The 5873-nt window shown below is 65.6% G+C and carries 4 protein-coding genes; 1 reads left to right on the top strand and 3 read right to left on the bottom strand.

Translation table 11 applies throughout. The annotated features are described in order from the left end of the window. The 3 genes from AB4Y86_RS10095 to AB4Y86_RS10085 form a co-directional block, all read right to left on the bottom strand. Positions 1–1028, bottom strand: a 1028-nt coding sequence (locus tag AB4Y86_RS10095; protein ID WP_441402104.1) for an alkaline phosphatase family protein, incomplete at its 3' end; no start/stop codon positions are given. Positions 1029–1145: 117 nt separating this feature from the next. After that, on the bottom strand, positions 1146–2174 hold the full coding sequence (locus tag AB4Y86_RS10090) for a DUF6454 family protein (protein WP_441402103.1): 1029 nt from the start codon (positions 2172–2174) through the stop codon (positions 1146–1148). A gap of 168 nt (positions 2175–2342) precedes the next feature. Continuing rightward, the gene (locus AB4Y86_RS10085) at positions 2343–3899 is read right to left on the bottom strand and encodes a chitinase (RefSeq protein ID WP_441402102.1); all 1557 of its coding nucleotides are present in this window, start codon (positions 3897–3899) and stop codon (positions 2343–2345) included. Positions 3900–4108: 209 nt separating this feature from the next. Here AB4Y86_RS10085 and AB4Y86_RS10080 point away from each other — a divergent pair. Continuing rightward, positions 4109–5873, top strand: a 1765-nt coding sequence (locus AB4Y86_RS10080; RefSeq protein WP_441402101.1) for a glycosyltransferase family 2 protein, incomplete at its 3' end; no start/stop codon positions are given.

The raw sequence follows: 5873 nt of genomic DNA, 5'->3' as shown, positions 1-5873 counted from the left end.
GACTTGTAGTACTGGAACGGCTGGTGGTGCGGGGAGTAGTCCACCACGGAGGCGCCGGCGGCGTTGGTGTGGCTGGACAGGCACGACGCCGGGGCGGTGCCGGTCGCGGCGGTGGTGGGAGCAAACCCGCCCTGGAACCAGCCCCACGAGGTGCCCTTGGCGTTGAGCAGGTCGCCGATGTTCTTGCCGTTCATGCCGGCCAGGTTGTTGGTCTTGGCGTGGCTGCTGTTCGAGCAGTCGTCGTAGACCGGGTCCGGGTCGTTGATGACCGTGCCGACGCCGGTGGCGTCCGGCTGGCGGACGGTGTAGCTGCCGGCCGAGGGGGTGGCCACGGGCTGGCCGGCGGCGGTGAACTCGGTGGCGCCGTGGGTCTGGCCGGAGACCAGGTTCAGTGCACCCGGGGTGGAGGGGCCAAAGACGGTGCTGTAGTGGTTGTCGCTCATGGCGTAGTTCTGGGCGTAGTTCCAGATGCCGGTGACCGTGTTGCCGTCGTAGTAATCCATGGTCAGCCCGTTGCGGCCGTACTGGTTGGCGCCGCAGGCGTCCCGGCTGGTGAATTCGACGAACTTGTTCATCAGGCCGCCGTTGTAAGCCTTCTGCTCGGCGCCGTAGTTGTGGTCCTGGTCGCAGGTGACCGCCTGCTGCGGCGTGAGCCGGGAGGGCTGGACCGAGTTGGGGTTGTTCGGTGCCAGCAGGCCGGCGGAGGCCAGCGTGTCGATCTTCTTGGGCGTGTTCTTCGCCGCCGTGAACGTCGCGGCTTTGGTGCCCGACCCCTGCTGGGTTTCGCCGGGAATGTTCGCGGCCTTCGGGTACGTGGCGAAGTAGTGGTCGAAGGAGACGTTCTCCTGGAAGATGACGACGACGTGCTGGATCGGCGTCGCCGTGCCGTGGTGGTCATCGCCGCCGGCTGAGGCGGGGGATGCGCCGAAGCCGAACAGGCCTGCGGTCAGCGCCGAGGCGCCAAGGGCTACCGCCCCCGTGGCGGCGGCGACGCGCTGCCGGGTGAGGCGTTGAGCTGGATGAGACATGGGGTATCCAATCGTTCCGATGCGGGGTGGCGCTGATGCCAGCCGGAGGTGTTCGGTGTGTGGTCGCCAGGGAGGGCCGGAGGCCGCCGTTTCGCGGTCGGTCCTCGTCGGACAGCCCTACTTGGCCGGGGCTACGGTGGCTTCGTAGCTGAGGATTTCGGTGCCGTTGCCTTCGTCGCCGTTGTCGGGCGCCACCTTCATGGTGAGGTGGTCGCCGTCGGCGGTCATTTTGAAGGGGTTGCGGGTGGCCACATGCCCGGCGGTGGACCACTGCTGGAACGGAACGTCGCGGGTCACGGTGTGGGACTTTAGGTCCATCATGGCCAGGCCGCCGAGTTCATAGGTGGCATCGGTTCCGCCGGCGGCAGGGGTTTGCGGGAGGTTGGTGATGCCGCCGCAGAGCATCTTGGAGTTGGGCACGTATTGGCAGTCCTGGTAATCGATGAAGAAGTTCGGGTTCGCCCAGGTGGAGAGCTGCTTGCCCTGAAGATCCCATTCCGCAAAGCGGCGCGAACCCCAGGTGTTGCCGACCAGGTGGCCGGTCTGCTTGTCCAGCACGATGCCGCCGAAGTGGTCCGGAACTTCGAACTGCTTGTGCACGTCGAGGGTGTTCGCGTCGACGCGGTAGATGATGGCGCTACTGTTTGGCCGGTACTGGGCCACTGGAACCCAGACGTTGGTGCCGTCGAAGTCGATGCCGCCCGGGTGGTACATGTCGCCCTCGCCCAGGATGATGTCCTTTTGGAGCTTCCCGGCCTTGTCCATGACAAACAGGTGGCCGATGCCCTTGCCCGGCGTCCGGTCAAAGCCGTTCTGCGGGGAAGGGAACTTGGTGGTCGGTTCAAGGATCTGGACAGCCGAGAGGAAGATGTGGTCTTGGCTGTAAGCGATCCCTTCCGTGTGGAAGGTCGGAAAGTTCAGCTTCAGCTTCGACGTCTGCTGCCAGGCCGTGGTCCGGTCAAGGCGGTTGAACGCGTCCGCCAGGGCGGTGTCCGGGTCGCTGTGGCTAGCGGAACCGGCGTGTGCGTCCTGGTGTTGGGCATTGTTGTTGGCGGCCTGCGCGACGGCAGTTCCGCCGATCACGGACGCGGCCAGGGCGAGAGTTGTGACGGCCGTAAGGATGCCTCGGGTGCGAGTAGCGCTCATGGGGGGAGCCTCTTAAAGGGGTTGGATCTCTGCGGGACTCCCCTAAGTTACTCATTGGTCATTAACCCCTCATGGAGGGCTGATGAACAGTAGGCTGATAAACAGCAGACTGACGAACGGCTGAGGGCGGCAGCTTCCTAGGCTGCCGCCCGCGGCAACTCCGAGCGCCTACTTGGCCGCCGGCGTCTGCAGTTGCGCCGCCGTAAGTTTCATCCACGGCGAGTCCGGGGCGCCGTCGAGGGACGCCTGCGGGCTGTTGGACTGCGTCCACCATTTGGCTTCGAAGGCATAGCCGTCGAACAGGATCCGGGAGCCGCGCAGGTAGGCCGCGGTCGGAGACCAGTCCGGATAGGTGCCGGCGGCGATGGTGGCTTGCGGGCTGGGTCGGTCACCGGGCAGCACGGGGCCGATGAGCTTCCACGGGACGGTGGCGCCCTGGTCCACGGGGTTGTCCGGGCTCGCGCCCTGCGTCCACCACTTGGCCTCGTAGACGTTGCCATGCCACACTGCGCGGTCGCCGGCGACATAACGTGCTGTTTCCTTCCACACCGGATAGGGGCTCGTGGCAGGATCATCCGTTGCGGTCGGAGCGGGGGAGGCGGCTGTGGAGGCGGCCGGGGCGGGAGCCTGGGCGGCCCTGGTGGGTATGACGTCGGCGCCCAGGACAGTGGAGAACAAGGCGTCGCCCTGCTGGATGCCGCTGCAGCTGTCCGAGACCTTCGCGACGTCCGGGTAGTTGCTTCCACAGGTCCGGTCCCGGTTGAGGGACCACATGGAGACCCGGCCGACGCCCTTGGACTTGGCGTACCCGTTCAGGGAGGCGGCGTCGTCGAGCGTGAAGATTTCCCCGGCAATGTCGTTCTGCCCGATCATCGGGGTGATGCCGAGTTTGCGCCAAGCGGTGTCGGACCCGAGGTCCGCACCGTTCTCGCGATAGATCGACTGCAGTTGCGTGTGCGCCGCATCGGCCGCCGAGGCGGAAGCCTGGAACATGGTTTGGGTGGCCGGCTTACTGCCGCCAAAGTCCATGGTCATGATGTTGACCCCGGCAAGTTCGACGCCGGAGCGCAGCGTCCGCAGGACCAGGTCCCGCCCCGTCTGCGTCAGTCCAGCCGGATCCGCCGGCAGGGTCAGCCACACGTCGAGGTTCTTGCCGCTGTTCTTGCGATCCTGCTGGAGAGCGGCCACCGCGCCGGCGCGCCGGTCAATGGAGGCGGTGTCCGCGAGGGCGGTCCCCTCGATGTCGAGGTCGATCGAGCGGAGGTCGTAGCGCTCAACGACTTCGCGGTAGGCGCTGGTGAGCTTGGATTGGTCCGTGCAGCCCACGGCCAGTTCGCTGTTGGTCAGGCCGCCGAAGGAGACGGACACGGTGCCGCCGATCTGGCGCAACCTGGCGATCCGCCGATCCAGGTCCAACGCCGATTCGGCCTCGGCAAGGCCATACGCTGTGCCCCAGGAGGGCGTGCAGGCGTTCTTGAGGTCGGAAACAATAAAGGACAGGACCGCTCCTTTAGCCTCCGCGCTGTTCGGGGATTCAAAGGCGAAGCGGGGCGTGGCGGTCACGTCGACGTAGCCGGAAAAGACCGACGGAATTGACGACGCCGCATTAGCGTCCTGAAATGAGCGCAGCCCCAGATACGACCCGCCGGTCAGACCGAGCAGGACAATTACCAGAATTCCGAGCCGCAATTTAGAGAGGCGGCGCCCGGGAAAGCGGTTCGACACAGATATACCCCAATACTTGTCAGAGAACTTGCTCCAACCCCTCCACGCGGATTCGCGGCCAAACAAATTACCTGCCGAATACGCGAGAGCGCCGGAGGACAACTTTTTGGGGTCGTGCGCTTATTATAAGGGCAGACCGCGTTCCGGCTGTACCGGAGGGCGGTCCGCGGTGTGTCCGCTGGGGGTACACATGATGTGGATGGGGAAATATGTCTGACCTCTTGGTCGTTCCGCGGCCTGAAGACACTGCTGCCGACGACCCGGCGACAAAGAGCCGCAGACGCCAGTGGCCATTGGCCATTGTGCACCCGGAACCCTCGCGCCGGAAAATCATTCTCGGCCGGGTCGGCATTGTGGTGACGATGCTGGCCTGGGTCGCCTACGTGGTGACCACAGTGATCAGGACCTTGGTCAACGATCCCACCGCGGGGTTCAGGTTCCGGGCCGAGGCGGTGTCCTACGTCGTCGTCGTCACGTTCCTGACTTTTTCGGCCCTGATGTACCTGCTGGCCAGGCAGGGCGCCCTCAACCGGTTCCGCGACCACCGCAGGGTCCCCCGCGGCGAGCTGGACCGCCATTTCACCGACTACCCGCACGCGATCACAGTGTTGGTCCCCTCCTACGCCGAGGAACCGCAGGTGGTCCGGGCCACGCTCTGGTCAGCAGCGCTGCAGGAATTCCCGGACCTGTCCGTCGTGCTCCTGGTCGACGATCCGCCTTTCCCGGGGGACCCGGAGGACCAGCGCCGGTTGCAGGCAACACGGGATCTAGCCGCAAGCATTACGGCCACCCTCCAGGAGCCAGCCAACCGGCTGAACGCCGCAAGCGACGCCTTCAACCGGCGGGTCGGCGAAGGTAGCGCCGGCGGCGAGCTGTCCGCGCTGATCGAGGAATACGAGTACGCTGCCGGCTGGCTTGAAGCCATGGCCGAGGCCGAGCGGGTCGAAGACCACGTGGACGAATTCTTCGTGGACCTGGTGCTCATGGGACTGGCCCGCGAGCTGCGACTGGTTCTGACCGCCCTGTACGCGGCGAAGGCCCAGGCGGCCGAACCGGAGCAGCCCCGCATGCGGGAGCTGTACGCGCGCCTGACTTGGATCTTCAATGCCCAGGTCTCCACCTTTGAACGCAAGAAGTATGTGAGCCTCTCGCACGAAGCGAACAAGGCCATGAACCTGAATGCTTACCTCAGCCTGATGGGGCACCGCTGGCGGCGCGAGCAGACCGCCGACGGGACGGTGCTCCGCCCCGCCGTCGAGCCGTCCGCGGATGACCTGGTCGTTGAGGACAGCACCTATGTCCTGACCCTCGACGCCGACTCGCTGCTGTTGCGGGATTACTGCCTCCGGCTGGTCCACTTCCTGGAGTCCCCCGGCAACGAGCGGGTCGCGGTCACCCAGACGCCGTATTCGTCCTTCCGCGGCGCACCCACACGAATCGAACGTGTCGCCGGGGCCACCACGGACCTGCAGCACATCCAGCACCAGGGCATGACCCGGTACGGGTCGACCTTCTGGGTGGGCGCCAACGCCGTGATCCGCAGAGTTGCGCTCGATGACATCGTGGAAGTCTCCTCCGAGGGCGGCTTTGAGGTGCGGACCTACATCCAGGACCGGACCGTCATCGAAGACACCGAATCCAGCGTCGACCTGGGCCGCGAAGGCTGGGACCTGGTCAACTATCCCGAACGGCTGAGCTACAGTGCGACGCCGCCCGACTTCGGTTCCCTGGTGGTGCAGCGCCGGCGGTGGGCCAACGGCGGGCTGCTGATCCTGCCCAAGCTGTGGGAAACCATCCGGAAACGCCGCGGCAGCGAGAAGGCCATGCGCAAGCGCGAAATCATGCTGCGTGTGAACTACATGGCTTCCATTACCTGGGCCAGCTTCGGGTTGCTTTTCCTCCTGGCCTATCCCTATGACAGCAGGCTCCTCAGCCCGCTGGTGTTCGCCGCCGCGCTCCCGTACTTCCTGGCCA

Source organism: Arthrobacter sp. 2YAF22_2, assembly GCF_052114645.1.
Taxonomy (GTDB): Bacteria; Actinomycetota; Actinomycetes; order Actinomycetales; family Micrococcaceae; genus Arthrobacter.
Note: the sequence above shows the minus strand (reverse complement) of the source record. Positions and strands in the feature narration are given on the sequence as shown.